The sequence below is a fragment of the Shewanella halifaxensis HAW-EB4 genome (genome assembly GCF_000019185.1).
Lineage (GTDB): Bacteria > Pseudomonadota > Gammaproteobacteria > Enterobacterales > Shewanellaceae > Shewanella > Shewanella halifaxensis.
This window is the reverse complement of record NC_010334.1, coordinates 1,149,199-1,162,308: the sequence shown is the minus strand read 5'-3', so window position 1 is coordinate 1,162,308 and position 13,110 is coordinate 1,149,199. Positions and strand designations below refer to the sequence as shown.

Annotated in this window: 16 protein-coding genes; 9 read left to right on the top strand and 7 right to left on the bottom strand. The window is 43.5% G+C overall.

Annotated elements, in window-relative coordinates; all coding sequences use genetic code 11:
• The first annotated feature begins 368 nt into the window (after nucleotides 1-368).
• On the top strand, nucleotides 369-1,901 hold the full coding sequence (locus SHAL_RS04815; RefSeq protein ID WP_012276068.1) for an MFS transporter: 1,533 nt from the start codon (nucleotides 369-371) through the stop codon (nucleotides 1,899-1,901).
• A 110-nt stretch (nucleotides 1,902-2,011) separates the two neighbouring features.
• Here the strand turns inward: SHAL_RS04815 and SHAL_RS04810 are convergent, their stop codons facing one another.
• The 3 genes from SHAL_RS04810 to SHAL_RS04795 all read right to left on the bottom strand — a co-directional run bounded on the left by SHAL_RS04810 (nucleotide 2,012) and on the right by SHAL_RS04795 (nucleotide 4,453).
• Entirely contained in the window at nucleotides 2,012-2,614 is a 603-nt protein-coding gene (locus SHAL_RS04810; protein ID WP_012276067.1) for an acetate uptake transporter, read from the bottom strand.
• A 498-nt stretch (nucleotides 2,615-3,112) separates the two neighbouring features.
• Nucleotides 3,113-3,817 (bottom strand): 16S rRNA pseudouridine(516) synthase, encoded by a 705-nt coding sequence (locus SHAL_RS04800; protein ID WP_012276066.1) that lies wholly within the window; start codon nucleotides 3,815-3,817, stop codon nucleotides 3,113-3,115.
• 6 nt (nucleotides 3,818-3,823) lie between these two features.
• The gene (locus SHAL_RS04795) at nucleotides 3,824-4,453 is read right to left on the bottom strand and encodes a helix-turn-helix transcriptional regulator (protein ID WP_012276065.1); all 630 of its coding nucleotides are present in this window, start codon (nucleotides 4,451-4,453) and stop codon (nucleotides 3,824-3,826) included.
• A gap of 137 nt (nucleotides 4,454-4,590) precedes the next feature.
• Between SHAL_RS04795 and SHAL_RS04790 the strand changes: the two genes are divergently transcribed.
• A complete protein-coding gene (locus SHAL_RS04790; protein ID WP_012276064.1) occupies nucleotides 4,591-5,199 on the top strand; it encodes an NAD(P)H-dependent oxidoreductase in 609 nt (202 codons plus the stop codon).
• Nucleotides 5,200-5,290: 91 nt separating this feature from the next.
• Nucleotides 5,291-5,710, top strand: coding sequence for a VOC family protein (locus SHAL_RS04785; protein ID WP_012276063.1), 420 nt, complete (start codon nucleotides 5,291-5,293; stop codon nucleotides 5,708-5,710).
• Between the two features lie 505 nt (nucleotides 5,711-6,215).
• Here the strand turns inward: SHAL_RS04785 and SHAL_RS23205 are convergent.
• Complete coding sequence (locus SHAL_RS23205; protein WP_041415849.1) at nucleotides 6,216-6,413, bottom strand: hypothetical protein; 198 nt, start codon at nucleotides 6,411-6,413, stop codon at nucleotides 6,216-6,218.
• A 353-nt stretch (nucleotides 6,414-6,766) separates the two neighbouring features.
• Here SHAL_RS23205 and SHAL_RS04775 point away from each other — a divergent pair, with 353 nt between their 5' ends.
• A complete protein-coding gene (locus SHAL_RS04775; RefSeq protein WP_012276062.1) occupies nucleotides 6,767-7,651 on the top strand; it encodes a universal stress protein in 885 nt (294 codons plus the stop codon).
• A gap of 43 nt (nucleotides 7,652-7,694) precedes the next feature.
• Here the strand turns inward: SHAL_RS04775 and SHAL_RS04770 are convergent, their stop codons facing one another.
• Nucleotides 7,695-8,030: a TehB family protein gene (locus tag SHAL_RS04770; protein ID WP_012276061.1), complete on the bottom strand. Its 336-nt coding sequence runs from the start codon at nucleotides 8,028-8,030 to the stop codon at nucleotides 7,695-7,697.
• 136 nt (nucleotides 8,031-8,166) lie between these two features.
• Between SHAL_RS04770 and SHAL_RS04765 the strand changes: the two genes are divergently transcribed.
• Nucleotides 8,167-8,652 carry a YcxB family protein gene (locus SHAL_RS04765; RefSeq protein ID WP_012276060.1) on the top strand — a complete coding sequence of 162 codons (486 nt, stop codon included), beginning with the start codon at nucleotides 8,167-8,169 and terminating at the stop codon, nucleotides 8,650-8,652.
• Here the strand turns inward: SHAL_RS04765 and SHAL_RS04760 are convergent.
• On the bottom strand, nucleotides 8,649-9,185 hold the full coding sequence (locus tag SHAL_RS04760; RefSeq protein WP_012276059.1) for a GNAT family N-acetyltransferase: 537 nt from the start codon (nucleotides 9,183-9,185) through the stop codon (nucleotides 8,649-8,651). The genes SHAL_RS04765 and SHAL_RS04760 overlap by 4 nt on opposite strands.
• 249 nt (nucleotides 9,186-9,434) lie before the next feature.
• Here SHAL_RS04760 and SHAL_RS04755 point away from each other — a divergent pair, with 249 nt between their 5' ends.
• Genes SHAL_RS04755 through SHAL_RS04740 form a run of 4 tightly spaced genes read left to right on the top strand, consistent with a single transcriptional unit; the run spans nucleotide 9,435 to nucleotide 12,732 of the window.
• A complete protein-coding gene (locus tag SHAL_RS04755) occupies nucleotides 9,435-10,310 on the top strand; it encodes a MipA/OmpV family protein (protein ID WP_012276058.1) in 876 nt (291 codons plus the stop codon).
• A 56-nt stretch (nucleotides 10,311-10,366) separates the two neighbouring features.
• A complete protein-coding gene (locus tag SHAL_RS04750) occupies nucleotides 10,367-10,732 on the top strand; it encodes a DUF3019 domain-containing protein (protein ID WP_012276057.1) in 366 nt (121 codons plus the stop codon).
• Nucleotides 10,732-11,445: a response regulator gene (locus tag SHAL_RS04745; RefSeq protein WP_012276056.1), complete on the top strand. Its 714-nt coding sequence runs from the start codon at nucleotides 10,732-10,734 to the stop codon at nucleotides 11,443-11,445. Before SHAL_RS04750 ends, SHAL_RS04745 begins: the two co-directional genes overlap by 1 nt.
• Nucleotides 11,446-11,463: 18 nt before the next feature.
• Nucleotides 11,464-12,732 carry an ATP-binding protein gene (locus SHAL_RS04740; protein WP_012276055.1) on the top strand — a complete coding sequence of 423 codons (1,269 nt, stop codon included), beginning with the start codon at nucleotides 11,464-11,466 and terminating at the stop codon, nucleotides 12,730-12,732.
• Here the strand turns inward: SHAL_RS04740 and SHAL_RS04735 are convergent.
• The gene (locus tag SHAL_RS04735) at nucleotides 12,719-13,030 is read right to left on the bottom strand and encodes a DUF1289 domain-containing protein (protein ID WP_012276054.1); all 312 of its coding nucleotides are present in this window, start codon (nucleotides 13,028-13,030) and stop codon (nucleotides 12,719-12,721) included. The genes SHAL_RS04740 and SHAL_RS04735 overlap by 14 nt on opposite strands.
• Nucleotides 13,031-13,110 lie beyond the last annotated feature (80 nt).

Here is a 13,110-nt window from a genome sequence, read left to right as displayed (position 1 = left end):
TCAATATTTTTCACATCACTCACTTTAGGCGCTAACACTCGGCGAGCAACGACAACAAAACACCCCTTTTTTTATAGCAACTTGTTGACAAACCAATGCTTACCTAAGCAGTCCCTCCCTAATTTAGTGTTTCATTTAGGCTAATTTTTGCAGCATCTGCTCACGTTTTATTCTCGTTTAAAACATTCAGCCTCAATAGAACACAATTAACACTTTGGTGTTTAAAGCAAATTAGGTAAAGTGTCTGCTGCAATTACAAGCTTGCAGCGTTTTGGTAAAGAATGACACGGTCAATAAACCCAAAACCAACACAATAAAAAAAACATACAAAATAAATATAAATAATTAAAACATTTGAAGGGATAGTTATGAGCGATTCGAACGATGCTTATGCAGATAACGACCTAAGGGAAGTTAAGCAGCTAGGTATGTGGGCTTCTATTGCCAGCTTAAGTTACATTTTCTGGATTGTCGGTGGCATGGAGCTGGTTGAGCGAATTGCCTATTACGGCGTCAAGGCCAGTGCAGGCTTATATGCAAAGGCTCCCGTCTCTGAAGGCGGTTTGGGCATTAGCCTAAGCGATTACGGTATTATTATTGCCATCTGGGCATTTATGCAGACCTTTATCCCTGTTTTTACTGGCGGGATCTCGGACCGAGTTGGCTATAAAGAGACTATTTTCGCCTCGACTATTATCAAGATTGCAGGCTACCTAGTGATGGCCTTCTTCCCCAGCTTTTATGGTTTCCTTTTTGGTGCCATATTACTTGCGGGCGGTACCGGTATATTTAAGCCCGGGATCCAAGGTACATTAGTCCTTTCTACAGGTCGACAAAACACCTCGATGGCGTGGGGAATATTCTACCAAGTCGTCAATATCGGTGGTTTCTTAGGACCACTCGTTGCCGTACATATGCGCCAGCTATCATGGGATAATGTATTTTATGCCTGTGCCGCAATTATCTCGCTTAACTTCCTATTCTTACTCGCCTATAAAGAGCCAGGTAAAGAAGAGCGTATGGAGAGAAACCGTAAGATTAAAGCCGGAGAGATCCACCAAGAAGCACTCTGGCGTGATGCCTTACACGAACTCAAAAAGCCTATCGTTATCTACTATATGTTAGTTTTTGCGGGTTTTTGGTTCCTGTTCAACTCGCTATTTGATGTGTTACCAATCCATATTTCTGAGTGGGTCGATACCAGTGTGATTGTGACGTCACTATTTGGACCAGACGGTACCTCTAATGGCTTCTTCCAATTCTGGCTTGGACTCGATAATACCGGTACTAAGGTGATGCCTGAGGGCATGCTAAACCTGAACGCGGGTATGATCATGACAACCTGTTTCTTGGTTGCCGCATTAACCGCTAAATATCGTATCACGACAGCCATGCTAGCCGGCTGCTTGTTGAGTATTTTGGCGTTCGTATTGATTGGTGCGACAAACGCGGCATGGATGATTGTTCTTGCGATTGCGATGTTCTCATTCGGTGAGATGATGATCAGCCCAAAGAAAAATGAGTTTATGGGTAATATCGCACCAGAAGGTAAAAAAGCCATGTACTTGGGCTTTGTAATGTTACCGCAGGGTATCGGTTGGACGCTTGAAGGTTACTTTGGCCCTAAACTGTACGAGATGTATGCATCAAAAGAAGTTTTTTCTCGCGAACTATTGGCCGAACGCGGAATGAGCGCAGCAGATATCAGTGCGATTCCACAAGGCGAAGCCTTTACAACTTTGGTTGCCTATACTGGTGAGAGTGCACAAGCACTGACAACGCTTTTATATAACACCCATGACATAGGTATGGCTTGGTATATTATCGCCGCAATCGGTAGCATCTCAGCAATTGGTATTTACCTTTATGGTAAGTGGTTGTTTAAGCTTCAGCAGCGTTAAACCAGCACTGAGTCTTAGTGTGAAAGAGTAAAAATCAGATACAAAAAAAGCTGACCTAGGTCAGCTTTTTTTACGTCAATTGCTTATATCAAGCAATCAGCAAAAGTGAATTAGCAACACGCTTTCTTCTCTTCAACTGGCTCAAATGCAGCAACTGCAACTGGACCAACTGGTAAAATAACGCGGCCAAACTCAGCATTTAATACTTGTGCCATAGCAAAGTAGATTGCGCTTAAACCACAGAAGATACCTTCGTAGCCAGCGATAGTGCCGATTAACTCGCTACCAGTGAAATCACGTGCCGCTAGTAGGAAGAACAGAATAGTTAATGATGCAAATACAACTTGCTTAGCACGTGGGTAACGTAATGAGCCAACAAATAGTGCCGCAGTAAACAGACCCCATAGTAGCAAGTACCAACCCATGAATGCAGCTGGGCTTGCAGCAAAACCCATCTTAGGCATAACTAATAGGCCTACTAGCGTTAGCCAGAATAAACCGTAAGAAGTAAATGCTGTTGTACCGAAAGTATCGCCACGCTTAAAGCACATGATACCAACGATAACTTGAGCTATACCGCCGTAGAAAATTCCCATAGCTAGGATCATAGAATCAATTGGGAAGAAGCCAGCGTTATGGATGTTTAGTAAAACCGTAGTCATACCAAAGCCCATTAGGCCAAGTGGAGCTGGGTTAGCTAGTTGTGTCGACATTGAGTTCCCCTACAGGAAGTAGTCAATAAATATATGCGCACCGCTAAATGCGAATATTAAATTAAGTTAATTTGAGCGCGCGCATTCTAGTTGAAGCCATGGCGCTGAGCAAATCTATTAAGTTATGTAGGGAAAACCTTTACGAGGAGGTGAAACACCAAATACATGACAATAATCAACATGTTACCCAGAATAAACAGAGAGGGTGGCAGGCTGAAGACGTCGCGGTGACATTCATCACGATAACCTACCGTTTTGATAGGTTGAACACGCTTTATCTAATTTAGCACATTAGCAGCTAGTGAAATTGCCTCAGTAAAAGTGTCGAAAAATTGCACCAGCTCACAAACTAATAAAATGGATCTTTTTCTGTTGAATTTACATTTTAGTCGGCAAAAACTTGCAGTATTGCATCCTGAGAACTGATTGCTTACCTACAAGGTAAGCTAACACCGAGAGAGTAAAACACTGGACTATCCCTCCTAGGAGGAATAATCGTTAAACATTTTGAATTTCACTCTCCGACAGGTCCCGACTCTCTCCAACTGCCAGTTGCAAGCCCAGTTCAATCGTACCAACCGATAATCGGTGTAAACCAATAACCGGGTTGCGAAAACGACCAAACATCCGCTTAATCTGATGATAGCGTCCCTCAACCAAGGTCACTAAGGCAGTATGGTCATCGACAATCTCAAGTTTAGCGGGTTGAGTAGTGATATCCTCAAACGCAAAGTACATCCCAGCAGCAAAGGCTACGATATAGGATTCATCGATAGGGTTTTTAAGCGTCACTCGGTATACCTTATCCACCTTGTGCTGCGGCGACATTAACTTCTTCGACCAACGGCCATCATTAGTCAGCAACAGCAAGCCCGACGTATTCAAGTCAAGTCGCCCTACGATGTGCAAGCTATGCTTATCTTCTCTATCTAATAGATCGATAACCGTCTTGTGCTTATCATCGATTGTAGCACTCACCACACCGACAGGCTTATACAGCATCACATAGCTAGGCGCATTCGCTTGTAGCACCTGGCCATCTAAACTGACATGGGAAAACTGATCGATAATCAAATCGATATCGCGCGCAATTTCACCGTCCACCAGCACTTGCCCTTTAGCCAACAGTAATCTAACGTATTTTTTGTTAATGCCTGTTTTAACGCTGATAAATCTATCTAGCCGTGCACGTTTCGATTCCATAAAGCTCTATTTCTCATCTGGGTGGGGCTGTACTTTATAGGCACAGCGACGTGCACCTTCGATAATGTGTTCTTCGCGGCTCACTATCGCCTCATCTTGCAGCAAAGCCTGAAATAACTGTAACTCTGAGCGGCAAAAGTTAACACATGCTGATGCCGCGGCGCAGATAGGACAGTGGTTCTCAAGTAGCCAATAGCAACCGTCACTATATTTAACTGTCGCCATATAACCTTCGTCTGTACGTAGCTGAGCCAAGACTTGTAGCTTTGCCGCTAAGGTATCTGTAGCGGTTAATGCATTGCGATACAGCGCAAGTGACGCTCCTTCTCGGTGAGCAATAAGCTGATTTAAGCCACTGTCACCAAACACGGTTTTAACCGAATCAATCAGCTGCACGGTCAGCTCTTCGTGCCTATCTGAAAAGTGGCTATTACTTTGCGGCGTCAGTGCCCAAAAACGCGTAGGTCGTCCCCGAATCGCCTTTCTATCTTCAAAAATCACATCGCGACTTTCTTCGAGGCTTTGTAGATGCTGACGCACGCCCATCGTAGTTAGCCCTAACTCACTGGCAATCACTTTGGCGCTTAACTCGCCTTGAGTTTTTAACATCTGCAAAATCTTATCGCTGGTTTTCATTTAATTTCCTACAGCTTAGCTCATTGGCCACCGAACCATTATTGCTAAACCGAGACTTAAGTAAACTTTTTTCTTTACTTTGTTTTGTAAGGCGATTACTTTACCTAAAGCTTAAATAAACAAAAAGGTTTACTTAAATGGAATTAGTCATCGTAAGTGCCAGCCAGAGAAGCCAGTCACAAAGTGCAAAAGTTGCGCGTTATCTTAACGAACGAGTCGAGGGTTTTAGCAAGGTTAATCACATCGAGCTTTACCAGTACAACTTACCCTTTTGGGATGGTTCAGCGGAAACCAAATCTGCCGCAGGTAGTCGCTGGCCTATCATTTCTCAGCAAATAAATAAGGCTGATGCCTTAGTATTAATCACACCTGAATGGGGCGGTATGGCTTCGCCATTAATGAAGAACTTTTTGTTGATGTGTGACAAGCAAGATACCGCCCATAAACCAGCACTTTTAGTGGCCGTTGTCAGCGGGATCAGCGGCGCCTATCCCATCGCAGAATTGAGAATGAATGCCTTAAAGAACAATAAGCTTGTAGCAATACCCGATCACTTAATCATTCGAAATGTCGAGCAGGTGCTTAACCATGATAAGCCAGATGATGAGCGAGAGTTACATTTACGAGAGCGTATAGACTACAGTTTGCATATGCTAGAGCAATACAGTGAAGCCTTAAAAACGATCCGTTATCAGCACCAAAACCAACCTTTTCCAAAACAGCAGGAGTATAGCTACGGCATGTAGTCACAAAACAAATTATCGACCCGAACAGCGAGAATACAGTTACGCCATGTAACCGTAAGTCAATTTAGGACAATAATACAAGGAGTCAATTATGATGCGTTTAGAGCATTTAAATTTAGTGGTTAGAGATATTCCAACGACCTTGGAGTTTTACCAAGCAATATTTCCACATTGGCAAATACGCGGAGGCGGCAAATCTAGCTGGCATGGCGTAGAGCGTAACTGGGTTCACTTTGGCGATGATTATCAATACCTAACATTTAATGATGACGGTAATGAAGATAACCGCGACTTAAGCGGGCACCAAGTGGGTTTAGCCCACTTTGCTTATGTCACCGATGATCTTGATGGGGTAATTGAGCGCCTCAAAGCTAGCGGCTACCCGGTAGATAAAGCTGGTGCAGAAGAGCCCTATCGTCGTAATGTGTACTTCATCGATCCCGATGGCTACGAAGTTGAGTTTGTCGAATATCTCACTGATATCCCGACAATGCGCAATCGTTATGAGTAGTCACCGCGGTGTACTATAAGCGGGCAAACAGAGCTTGGATAAATATAACCTTTAATCAATAGCGAATGCTGTAAGTCGATGAGCCTGATCAACTCATTTTTCTTATCCAGCGACTCGGTATCTCCCTATGTAAGCAGTGAAGTATTGTCCAAGGCCAACCTCTGTTGAAGATGATGAAAGTAAACCTAGGGGCTAACTAGCGTGCATTGAATAGTCGGATTCAACTCAACCAGATAGCGAGCGAGAATAAGCCGATATAGAATGCAAATCCTACGAGAAAAGGTTTATCGGTTGCCGAGCGGCCTCTTATTTTTGCCTAAATAGAAACCTTGTCGGAGACAGGGGATGGTTAATTTTGCCAAAACTGGCCACTAGAGCCCACAGCATCACTTTGCGAGTTATCTATTCTTGATTGCATTCTGCACCTCCCTGTATCGCCCTTTCCCTACGCATAAAGCCATACCCAAGCTATAGATTATACCAATCAGTATAAAGATTTGGTCGCTCAGCGAGAGTTTAGCGATTTTGAGGCGAGGTCATTAATTGCTCCTGCATTAATGACATTCACCACATCCATGTGGTTTGCAACGAGTGAAGAGCATAGTTGTTCTACGGTTAAGCTCGTTAACACTGCATCAGAACCGCTAAAACTCGCCATTCTGGAGCGTTTTTGGCAGCCTTCTTCTGCGTTGAACAGCCTCATAAGGGAATAACCATTCTTTCAGCTATTCGCCTTGAATTAGTTTGCCAAAAAACGCTCCGAGTAGATCAACTTCTTATACTGATTGGTATTAATGTCAGGTTAGAATTTGTTAACAACAATAGTAGGCGTATTTGATTGAAAAAATTCATTGAAATAGTTTGAATGAGAGCTTCACGGGAGCGGGCTAAATCAATAACTTATGATTATGTAGATCAGAATGCGCTTACAAACCTTGCTTTAAGTGTGATTTAGTATTAGCAAACCCGTGTTTTTACCGGGTTTTGGGCTAAATTTACAGGATTACGGACAAGCGATGATCGCAAGGGAGTGTAAGGCTGACGGAGTACCTCCCTATGATTGCGTACCACCATACATTAACGGTGATAGATAATGACTCACCGGCACAATTTGCACTAAACAAGGCGTTACAGCTTGCAAAAAAAACCAACTCTAAAGTCACAGCATTAAAAATCGATCGCCCCTACAGCAACCTATTAAGCAAAATAGGGCTAATTCCAAATAACGCCCTTGACCCTATGCTTTTTGTAAAAAAACTTTTAGCCAAGTACCAACGTCAAGGCGTAGAGGTAGAGATAAAAAGCATCAATAACCTCAAAGATCATGTCGCGCTCCTCAATGAAACACAGAGTGGCGACTACGATTTAGTCATCATTAACAATAAACATCACAATGCAATCTTGAGTGAATTTATCCCTCGTGGTGAAGCCCATCTTCTGCGTGATTGCGAGCAACCCATTATGATTGTGGGCAATAAAAGCTGGCGACCTCAAGGGCATATCCTCACAGCCTTAGAAACTGCTGACTCCAATACCGAACACAAGGAATTAAACCAGTGCCTAATCGATGATAGCCAACAACTCGCATCTCTATTGGACAATGACATTCACCTACTTAACTGTTATCAGTTGGAAAACTGGAGTATGTCGGTCACTAAAGTGAGTCACCAAAGCTCAGATGAAGAGCAAAAAAAGCAACATTGGGACCGCTTAGTCAACAGCGCTAAAAGCTACCATCTAGCAGATGATCACCTGCACCTTGAGCAAGGGTTACCGGATCATGTCATCCCCACGGTAGCAAACCAATGTAATGCCAATCTTTTGGTTATTGGAGCCGGTGAGCACCATGGGGTAATCGGTGAGTTAAAAGGTCACACATCATCAGTACTCGTCGATGAACTTAAATGCGATATCTTAGCGATCAAGCCCCACCTGCACTAATTCCCCCAACTTTCTCCCAATAAAGTCGTAATAATTGAAGGCTTCAATCACGCTCAGATAGGTTTTGAACAACAATATCTGAGCTCTGTTGCGCCCAAAAATCGACTCTAAATTGTGTATCATCGGTGAGAAACTCCACCTTGTGCCAATACTGAGGAGGTGACACCCCTGTATCGCCGGCCTTGAGAATGAGCTCTTGCTCCACCTCACCTCGCCTATCTCTGAACCCGTAGAACTTAAGCGCTCCGCTTAACACCTGAATTTGACCGTAGACGCCAGCCTTAGTGTTATGCAGATGAAGAAACATCTTGGGCACATTATCTTTTTCAAATACCGGTGTGGATTTATAATTAACGTAATCAGTAGGGATCTTAGTCATACTCAATCCTTATATATAAAATCTAATTAATGCTATTTAAGCTCAAGTTAAGCGACTATCAGCAAACTAAGCACTATAATCAGCCGCACTTATACCGATATTCACTCGCAAGCCCTTGCAGTAATAATGAGAACTAATGAACGAACAATATAGCTACACCACTCAATACACATTAGATAAAAGCCATTTTAGTGAGTGCTACGATGAGTCTGTTGTGGTCGACACATCCATACGCGCGTACCGCAAGGCCATTATCTTCACGATAGTGGGTACCGCCTTAATGCTAACCAATATCAATGGTTATGCCTCTTGGTTCATCATCGCCCTAGGCGCACTCGAAGCCCTAAATGTCTACTTTAGAAAGCCGTGGTGGCTGATGCGCCAAATGATGAGTAAGGCCGCTAACAACGAAGTGACCCTAACCATAGACGAGTCAGGTATTACTAATGACTCCTTCTACGTTCAAGGCACTATTTTGTGGCAAGATATCAGTAGCATCACCTCCACAGAGCGAGGTTTCTTAATCAAACACAGCAAGGGAACCAGTTACCTATCTAAGCGCAGTCTAGATGAGCAAGCCACTCAATTTGTGCTAGCTAAGACTCCAGAGAAAAACAGTTAATCTCTGACATTTGCCATCAGAAATGCGTCTATATACTCTCCATTACGAAAAGCATATTCACGCATTTCGCCCTCAATCACGAAGCCATGTTTTTTATAGAGACTAATTGCTAAGTGATTATCGGTGTAGACTTCAAGTTCTATTCGTCTTACTGCAAGCCAATTTTGTGCAAGTGATATCATGGCTTCAAGCATTGCAGAGGCGATTCCAATTCCTCGATAGGCTTCATCTACAGCCATACCGATATTAGCTACGTGTTTACGCCGAGGATTATTAAACACCTCCATCCCTATTTGACCAACGATGTCTCCGTCTCTCACTGCAATAAGGCTATAGCAGTTATCTGGCAGATCCAGCAGACGTTTTTGCCATGAATGTAACGATGGAAAGGGGTGCTGTAGAGTACCTGCATAACAACTTTGTTGGCTGTAGAGCCGGCAAATACCATCAATATCGGCATCATGACTGTGACGAATATCAATATCTACCAAAATAGTTTTCCCCTTATCTAACGGGATCCGGTCTGCGATCACCACAAACTCCTTTTTTCTATCTCACTGATGAACAACTAACTTTCGACAAAATTACTTATATGTCAACAGTTAAGCATGAAGCACCGTTTAACACTACTGTTCAATCGATATTAATACCCCTGTCTAGCTGATTACTTTTCAACCTGTATCAGTTTGCAACAAGTATCTTATCCTCCATGCCGCACCTCGGAATAAATGATACCCTATAGCTTCATTTGTTAATTTTGTAATCAAGAGTCAATGTTTTAGATGCCATACTTATTAGCACTTCTGCTTACAGTCAGCTTATATTCGGGTGCCGCTTTCGCTGCCCCCCCAACAGCTTGTGATAACAATACAGACTGTATTGAAGTCGGTCGTTGGGATCTTGGCCTTGCCCTTGGCTATGGCAATAAGTCAAACCCGTTAAAAGGTTACAAAGATATCCCCCTGTATATCGTGCCAACCATAGCTTACTATGGCGACAGCTGGTTCTTCGATAATGGTAATATCGGTTACACCTTGGCCGAAGGGGAAAACTACACAGTCAACCTAATCACTACCTTTAGCAGTGACAGTGCCTTCTTCTATCGTTGGGATCCGTCGAATATCTTCCTATTCAGTGGTAGCAGCAATCAGCGTGCTGTTTCACCTGCGATCTCGACCTTTAGTGACAGAGCGACTCCAGAACCCGTTATCGGCGAACTGGAAAATCGAAACTTTACATATCTTGGCGGAGCCGAGGCTTTTATTTACACCCGATTTGGTATAGTGCATGCCAGCGTCGCTCATGATATTTTAGACGTTCATGGTGGCCTTGAGTCTAAATTGAAATGGTTCTACAACATTCCTTTAGACAGATGGAATTTTGAATTTGCTGCCGTATTAGACTGGAAGAGTGAAGAGGTCGTCGATTACTACTACGGTGTAAGGCCGAGTGAGAGCCTCTACTGGAATCAAAAATATCAAGCGGAGTCTGCATTGAATAAGAGCATAGAGTTTACGGGTCAGTATTTACTCACTGAAAACTGGAATTTACTCTTAGTTGCTCGTTACACTGACATCGCCGACGAAATTGTCGACAGTCCTCTTGTTGATAAAGATTACACTACGACCTATTTTGTAGGCGCAGCGTATAGGTTTTAATTCGAGTGTTTTCAAAATTCAAACTAATATTGTCCTGTTTGCTTTTGGGCTCGCTCATGAGCGCAACAGCTGCGGCAATTGATAGCACTGAAGAACCGGCGCCAGATCTTAAGCTTTCTCCTGAGCTCTGCATCACATCAGAGAATGCACAGTCCTGCGACATTGAAGTCACCTTAGAATGGCCAATGTTAACCAAACAAACAATCTGCATCATTTCTGATTACAAAAACCTAAAGAAATGGTGTTCTCCTTCACCAGACATTCACTCTTTGACCATCAATATTAGCTCTGATCGAGATATTCAGTTTGTAATGATAGACAAAGATACACACGAGACACTAGCAGGTGTAAAATTGAAAGTTACACCAGCCTCTTCGCCTCAAGTTAGGCGACGATATCGAAACCCATGGAGTTTATTCTAATGACCAACTCTCAATCTACGCATAGAGTATTATTAGTCGAAGATGATATTCGTTTAGCCAATTTGATTGTCGATTTCTTAAAGTCGCATGGCATGCATGTCGAAGTAGAGCGTAGAGGCGACACGGTACTGACCCGCCTAATTAACTATAAACCTGATATTATTTTGCTCGATATCATGCTTCCAGGCATGGATGGCTTAACCCTATGCGAGAAGCTGCCCGATTACTTTGCAGGTCCGATCTTGCTAATGAGCGCCTTAGGCTCAAATGAAGATCAAATTAAAGGACTTGAGCTTGGTGCTGACGATTATGTGGTTAAGCCTGTAGACCCATCTCTGCTGGTTGCACGTATTAATAATTTACTGCGTCGCCAAGCTAAACCTGCGCAAGTTGAATCTCACTGCCTAAGCTTTGGTAAACTAAGCATCGATCCCCATACTCAAGCGATCCGCTTAGGTGAAACCGAAGTGGACCTGACCAGTCATGAATTTGAGCTACTTTGGTTATTAGCATCACAAGCAGGCCAAGTAATGAGTCGCCAATATATCTATCAATACCTGCTCAATATTGATTTTGATGGTAAAGATAGAAAGATCGATGTGCGTATATCACGCCTAAGAAAGAAGTTGGGCGATAATATTGAAACCCCCTTTAGGATTAAGACTGTCTGGGGTCAAGGTTATCTGTTTGCCCCTGAAGCATGGAATAATTAATTCTGCTAACCGGTTAAGATGAAACGTCTTTTTATTAGCCTTTATCTTCTGCTCAGCCTCGGTTTTCTCGGTATAGGCTGGACACTCGATAATTTATGGCAAAACAACGTAGACGAAAAAGGTGCACTCGATGCACCTTTAGTCGCTCTGGCGCAAGTATTAGCAACTCTGCCACCAGCAGAGCGGCAAACGATGCTAGACGCTATCGAAGCCAACCCTGATTTTCCCCTGACTTTACTCGACTCTGACCAAGTGGCATTTTCTAGCGAGCAACTTTTAGGCCCAGATAAAGTGATTGCGACCCCTTATGACATCAATCACGAGTTTCATTTTGTGGCTGTGGGTGAACAAGTCTTAATGGCCGGACCTATCGCAATCGACCCTGTAGCCAGCTTGCGAAATATCTACAATATTTTCTTCTATCTATTATTGGCTTTTATCGCACTCATTTGGGTCTGGCCACTGTCGAAAGATCTAAAAACCTTGCGCAAGGCCACCAAAGAGTTTGGCCAAGCCAACTGGAACACACGGATCCAGTTAACCAAGCGCTCTCAAGTATTACCACTAGCAAATACCTTTAACGATATGGCCGCTCATATTAGTGCGCTTATCGAAAACCAGAAACATCTCTCTAACGCGGTTTCTCATGAGATCCGCACGCCATTAGCTCGCCTTAAATTTGCCTTAGCCTTGCTGCCTCAATACTGCCTACCAGAGTCCGATGTCGCTAAACGTCAACGCTTCTTAGATGAGATGCAGCTTGATATCAAAGAGATGGAAAATCTTCTGCAAGAGCTGCTTACCTATGCCAGTCTTGAGACCCAGCGAGAGTCGCTCAACTTTGAACGTTGCGATTTAAACGGCCTAGTGGCGCAGACAATCCGGCGATTACAGAGCCACCATCCGACGCCAATCATTCTCGATGTCCCTGAAGAGACGATATATTTGATTGCAGAACCATCATTAGTTGAGCGTGCACTGCAAAACCTCGTCACTAACGCGCAGCGATTTTCAACTGACGATATTATCGTTAAGATCTCTCAAGACAGTGATGGTGTGCGTCTATCCGTTACCGATGATGGCGAGGGGATTTTAGAGGAAGATCAGAGTAAGATCTTTGAGCCTTTCTACCGTAGCGCAAGTAGTAAAAACGGCAATAAAGGACACGGTTTAGGCTTAGCAATAATCAAGCGGATTATGGACAGGCATCACGGTGAAGTGAGCCTACAAAGCCGTCCAGGCTTTACCCAATTTACCTTATACTGGCCTGCGGCTAATCAAGTCTAAAATTGTCGATATCATCGCCAGGCTCAATTGCTGGCGCATTGTCAAAATCAAGACTGGCGTTCACTTTTGCTCTTTCGTCAAGTATTTGGGCTTTTTGGGCCCTTAACAGTGCAAGCTGGCGCCTCCGTTTACGCTGCTTACATAAACGAATCACATCATATTTTTGCGCATCGGAAAACTCGAGCCAATTAAAGCGCTCGTTTCGATTACGCAAACACCCTTTGCAATAGCCTCTAGCGTCGCTCTGACACACTCCGATACAGGGGCTGGGGATTTCAAAAAACTCTAACTGCTCCATCCCTTAACCATATACTATCTTGACAATGAATGGCTAAAATAAATACAGTCATTAAAGCCCCCTGTTTTAGCGATAAGAAA

Excerpts from the sequence above, each read along its gene's own strand:
- SHAL_RS04815 (WP_012276068.1), top strand. The coding sequence starts at position 369 with ATGAGCGATTCGAACGATGCTTATGCAGATAACGACCTAAGGGAAGTT.
- SHAL_RS04810 (WP_012276067.1), bottom strand. The coding sequence starts at position 2,614 with ATGTCGACACAACTAGCTAACCCAGCTCCACTTGGCCTAATGGGCTTT.
- SHAL_RS04800 (WP_012276066.1), bottom strand. The coding sequence starts at position 3,817 with ATGGAATCGAAACGTGCACGGCTAGATAGATTTATCAGCGTTAAAACA.
- SHAL_RS04795 (WP_012276065.1), bottom strand. The coding sequence starts at position 4,453 with ATGAAAACCAGCGATAAGATTTTGCAGATGTTAAAAACTCAAGGCGAG.
- SHAL_RS04790 (WP_012276064.1), top strand. The coding sequence starts at position 4,591 with ATGGAATTAGTCATCGTAAGTGCCAGCCAGAGAAGCCAGTCACAAAGT.
- SHAL_RS04785 (WP_012276063.1), top strand. The coding sequence starts at position 5,291 with ATGATGCGTTTAGAGCATTTAAATTTAGTGGTTAGAGATATTCCAACG.
- SHAL_RS23205 (WP_041415849.1), bottom strand. The coding sequence starts at position 6,413 with ATGAGGCTGTTCAACGCAGAAGAAGGCTGCCAAAAACGCTCCAGAATG.
- SHAL_RS04775 (WP_012276062.1), top strand. The coding sequence starts at position 6,767 with ATGATTGCGTACCACCATACATTAACGGTGATAGATAATGACTCACCG.
- SHAL_RS04770 (WP_012276061.1), bottom strand. The coding sequence starts at position 8,030 with ATGACTAAGATCCCTACTGATTACGTTAATTATAAATCCACACCGGTA.
- SHAL_RS04765 (WP_012276060.1), top strand. The coding sequence starts at position 8,167 with ATGAACGAACAATATAGCTACACCACTCAATACACATTAGATAAAAGC.
- SHAL_RS04755 (WP_012276058.1), top strand. The coding sequence starts at position 9,435 with ATGCCATACTTATTAGCACTTCTGCTTACAGTCAGCTTATATTCGGGT.
- SHAL_RS04750 (WP_012276057.1), top strand. The coding sequence starts at position 10,367 with ATGAGCGCAACAGCTGCGGCAATTGATAGCACTGAAGAACCGGCGCCA.
- SHAL_RS04745 (WP_012276056.1), top strand. The coding sequence starts at position 10,732 with ATGACCAACTCTCAATCTACGCATAGAGTATTATTAGTCGAAGATGAT.
- SHAL_RS04740 (WP_012276055.1), top strand. The coding sequence starts at position 11,464 with ATGAAACGTCTTTTTATTAGCCTTTATCTTCTGCTCAGCCTCGGTTTT.
- SHAL_RS04735 (WP_012276054.1), bottom strand. The coding sequence starts at position 13,030 with ATGGAGCAGTTAGAGTTTTTTGAAATCCCCAGCCCCTGTATCGGAGTG.